A 3,670-nucleotide genomic window follows, 5' to 3' on the forward strand; every position below is an offset into this window, starting at 1 on the left:
CTTTACGCCGCCGTTCGCTCTGTCGTCGGCACCGCCGCGCGGCGCGGCATCGGCGCCTTTCAGGCTATCCAAACCACCCTACAGGGCGAGTCCGTCCTCGCCCCGGGTTGAGCAGGTACCCGGATGCAGCCCGCCATGCGGCTGGCCGAGATCCGTGACCTGAGCCGGGACACCATCCTGCAGGTCTCGCTGATGCCGGCCGAGATCGAGGCCGGCATCCCGGTTTCTCAGCGCATCGCCGCGATCCGCTCGGAGCAGGCCCGCATCGGCGAGGCCTGGTCCGCCCTCACCGCCCGCCTTCGCCGCGAGGAGGAGCGCAGCCTGGCCCAGCGCCTGGCGGAGGCGCGACAGCGCTTCTGGCAGGAGGGGCTGGAGCCCGCCCTGGCCATCGCCGAGCGGCGGGACGGCCCGGCGCTGCGCACCCATCTGCAGGAGAGGATGCTCCCGCTCTTCGCTCCGGCCAACCAGCTCAACCTGGCCCTTGCGGAGCTGCATGCCAGCCGCACGGCGGAGGCCTATGCGGGCTCGCAGGCCGATTACGGGCAGCGCCTCTGGCTCGTGCCGGCGGCGGGCCTCGGCGGCCTGCTGCTGCTCGGCGGGCTCGGCCTGCTGGGCTTTGCCGGCCAGCGGAGCCATCTGCGCCAGCTCGAGACGGAGCTCGTGAAGATCGCGCGCGGCGAGCTGAAGGGGCATATCCACACCCCGCCCGCCCGCGAGTTCCGGCCGGTCGTCGCCTTGCTGCGCGCCATGCGGGCCCGTATCGCCTATGCGGAGCAGGAGCGCGCCGAGCTCGACCGTCGCGCCGGGCAGGAGCGGACCGCGGCGGTGCGCGAGATGGCGGACAAGGTGGAGGACGCCACGCGCACCGCGGTGGACGAGGTCGCGCAGCGCACGGAAGCGATGGCGGCGCAGGCGGCCGAGGTCGCCGGGATGGCCGAGCGTCTGGGCGGCAATGCCGCGGCCGCGGCGGAATCGGCCGGGCGGGCGCTGGACAACACCCAGGCCGTCGCCGCCGCGACCGAACAGCTCTCCGCCTCCATCCGGGAGATCGCCGGCCAGACCGCGCATGCGACGGCGGTGGTGGCCCGGGCGGTCGAGGGCGGCCGCGCCGCCGAGTCCACCATCGCCACCCTCGCCCAGGCGGCGGGGCAGGTGCATGAGGTGGTGCGGCTGATCGGCGACGTCGCCGAGCGGACCAACCTGCTGGCGCTGAATGCGACGATCGAGGCGGCACGGGCCGGCGAGGCCGGCAAGGGCTTCGCGGTGGTGGCCAGCGAGGTGAAGCAGCTCGCCGCCCAGACCGCGCGGGCGACCGAGGACATCTCGCGCCAGCTCTCCGGCATCCAATCCGCGACGGAGGCGGCGGTGCGCGCCGTCTCCGGGATGGGTCAGGCCATCGACGAGATCTCCGGCACCGCCGGCGCGATCGCCGCGGCGGTGGAGCAGCAGGGCGCGGCGACCCAGGAGATCGCCCGCAACGTCGCCGGCAATGGCGAGGAGGTGCGGGCCATGGCCGGCCGGATCGAGGCGGTGGCCTCGGATGCCGCTGCGGCGGGCATCCGGGCCGTCCGCATGCGCGACGGCAGCGGCGAGGTGGACCGGGGCGTGCGCGGCATGCGCCAGGACCTGCTGCAGATGGTGCGCACCTCCATGGCGGAGGCCGACCGGCGCATGGAGCCGCGCTACCCCGTCTCCGAACCCTGCCTGATCGAGGCGAACGGGCAGCGCCTGGAAGGGAGCCTGGTGAACATCTCGGCCCATGGCGCGCTGGCCGGCGGCATCGCGGCGCTGCCGGCCGGCACGCGCGGCACGCTGCACCTGCCGCGGCGCAAGGTACAGATCGCCTGCGAGGTCCGCGAGGCGGGGCTGCGGGGCCTGCATCTGCGCTTCGATGAGCAGGCGATCACCGATGCCTATCGCCGCGCCTTCGAGGCGCTGACCGAGACGGCCTACCCGCAGCCGCGGGACCGGGCCGCCTGATACCCGGCTCACGACGTTCCGGCCAGTGGCCCGCCCAGGGCAGATCGCGGAGGGGCGTGAACGCCCCGCGGGGTGACCCTGCCCTGCGGACAAGGGCCTCCGGCGGATGGGCGTTCAGTCTTGCGCGCAATCCGCTGGAGCGGGCCGCGGCCGCGCGCAGGCCCAGCCTATCGCCGGGACAGCATGACGCAGGACGCCGCCCGGCACGGAGGTTGCTCAGCTCCCCCCGCCCGGGGGCGGGTTGCGGGCGCGGCGATGTCCGTTGCGCAATCATAGGGCACTCCGCTCTGCCCCCTGCCGCAAAGGAGCGCAGAGCATGCAACGTCGCCACTTTTTTGGCCTCGCCGCCGGCCTCGCCGCCCCGGTCGTCCTGCCCGGCCACGTCCTTGCCCAAGGGGCCGGGCAGAACGGCGCCTGGCCGGGCCGCGGCTCGATCCGCCTGGTCGCGCAGTTCCCCCCGGGGGGCCTGGTCGACACCATCTCCCGCCTCATCGCCCCGCCGCTGAGCCAGGCGCTGGGCCAGACCGTGGTGGTGGAGAACCGCGCCGGCGCCGGCGGCGTCATCGGCACCGACTTCGTCGCCAAGGCGCCGGCCGATGGCTACACCTTCCTGGTCAGCCATGCCTCGGTGCAGGTCTTCTCGACCGCGACCCTGCCGACCCTGCCCTTCGACCCGATCAATGACTTCACCCATCTCGGCATGCTGGTCGAGGCGCCGAATGTCCTGATCGTGAAGGCAAGCTCGCCCTACCGGACCCTGCGCGACTACATCGCCGCGGCGAAGAGCAAGCCGGTGCGCTACGGCTCCTCCGGCATCGGCTCGGCGCCGCATCTCCTCGGCGTCATGCTGGGGGCGGAGGCGCAAACGCCCAACCTCGACCACGTGCCCTATCGCGGCAGCGCGCCGGCCATGCAGGACCTGATGGCCGGCGTGATCGAGAGCATGATCGACCCGATCACCACCAATGTGGCGATGCTGAAGGACGGCACGCTGCGCTGCCTTGGCGTTTCCTCCCCGCAGCGGCTGGCGCAGATGCCGGACATCCCGACCTTCGCGGAGCAGGGCTTCCCGAAGCTCACCTCCAGCCAGTGGCTCGGCCTCTCCGCGCCAAAGGGCCTGCCGACCCCGATCGCGGAGCGGATGACGGCGCTGATCCCGCAACTGCTGGAGACTCCGGCGCTGCGCCAGCGCTGCGAGGAGCTGGTGACGCTGCCGCGCAAGCCGACGCCGCTCGGCGCGGATTTCGTGCAGATCATGCGCGAGGACATCAGCACCTGGGTCGGCATCGCCAGGCAGTTCAACATCGTCCAGAGCTGAGCCGGCGGATGGATGGCCGGGCCTGCGGCGGATGGCGCTGACTTCCGAACGCCACCCGCCGCAGCGCCTTCTTCATGAAGCGGATTCGCGCATCCGGGCGCCCAGGCCCGTGCGCGACCTGCCCTCCCGCCTTGGCTGCCGAGCAGGTCCACCCTCCCGGGCGTCCGCGCCCGTCCGCGATCCGCGATCCCGCCTTGATTCCCGAGCGGATTCAGGCTCCCGGGCGTTCGCGCCCGTCCGCGATCTTCTCTAGTCTTACTGTGTCAAAGCTTTCCGGTCTTCCTATATGTGGGGGATGGTAGAGAGGCAGACAAGGCGGCCGAGGACGGGCGAGGCGCGGTTCGCGGCCTATCTGGGGGCGATCACGGCGGG

Annotated in this window: 2 protein-coding genes; both read left to right on the forward strand. The window is 72.8% G+C overall.

Translation table 11 applies throughout. The annotated features are described in order from the left end of the window. The first annotated feature begins 123 nt into the window (after window positions 1-123). Window positions 124-1,980 carry a methyl-accepting chemotaxis protein gene (locus tag LHA35_RS27965; protein ID WP_264185852.1) on the forward strand — a complete coding sequence of 619 codons (1,857 nt, stop codon included), beginning with the start codon at window positions 124-126 and terminating at the stop codon, window positions 1,978-1,980. A gap of 316 nt (window positions 1,981-2,296) precedes the next feature. Next, window positions 2,297-3,298 carry a Bug family tripartite tricarboxylate transporter substrate binding protein gene (locus tag LHA35_RS27970; RefSeq protein WP_226614607.1) on the forward strand — a complete coding sequence of 334 codons (1,002 nt, stop codon included), beginning with the start codon at window positions 2,297-2,299 and terminating at the stop codon, window positions 3,296-3,298. Window positions 3,299-3,670: the final 372 nt, after the last annotated feature.

The sequence above is a fragment of the Roseicella aerolata genome (assembly GCF_020523605.1).
GTDB lineage: Bacteria > Pseudomonadota > Alphaproteobacteria > Acetobacterales > Acetobacteraceae > Paracraurococcus > Paracraurococcus aerolatus.

Excerpts from the sequence above, each read along its gene's own strand:
- LHA35_RS27965 (WP_264185852.1), top strand. The coding sequence starts at position 124 with ATGCAGCCCGCCATGCGGCTGGCCGAGATCCGTGACCTGAGCCGGGAC.
- LHA35_RS27970 (WP_226614607.1), top strand. The coding sequence starts at position 2,297 with ATGCAACGTCGCCACTTTTTTGGCCTCGCCGCCGGCCTCGCCGCCCCG.